Here is a 416-nt window from a genome sequence, read left to right on the forward strand (position 1 = left end):
AATAGTTTATTCTCCCGAGTTATAAATTTGTATACTATTGAAGTTCATCGAGAATTTGGAAAGGTTACTCTTCAAAGGCTCTCAAAAGTAGTTCTCTGGCCAAGGAGACACTGTATTTATTCAAACAATTAACCAAAACAACAGCGGATGAATTGTTTTCGATATCAATCATCATGACTGATAATTGTGTTCCGGTCTGGCCGATTTTCATCCAAATTCCATCTTGCCTTTTAAACATCCCCATCAAGGAAAAAGATTCTGCTCGCTTTAAAAAGGTCGATTCCGCAAGTATTTTACTTGAAAACTTCAGTATACCTACTACGTTGGATCTAAGCCCGCCAGTAGCCTTACCAAGATTATTTCCGCAATCAAGCCATTGCCAATTGCCATAATTTTTATTTCTAAAATCACCTGGT

Annotated in this window: 1 pseudogene; it reads right to left on the reverse strand. The window is 36.8% G+C overall.

The features are described 5' to 3' along the window. Positions 1 to 64: 64 nt before the first annotated feature. A pseudogene (locus tag KH893_RS12590) lies at positions 65 to 416 on the reverse strand (serine hydrolase); the annotation flags it as partial.

The sequence above is a fragment of the Liquorilactobacillus sicerae genome, from assembly GCF_029916425.1.
Taxonomy (GTDB): domain Bacteria; phylum Bacillota; class Bacilli; order Lactobacillales; family Lactobacillaceae; genus Liquorilactobacillus; species Liquorilactobacillus sicerae.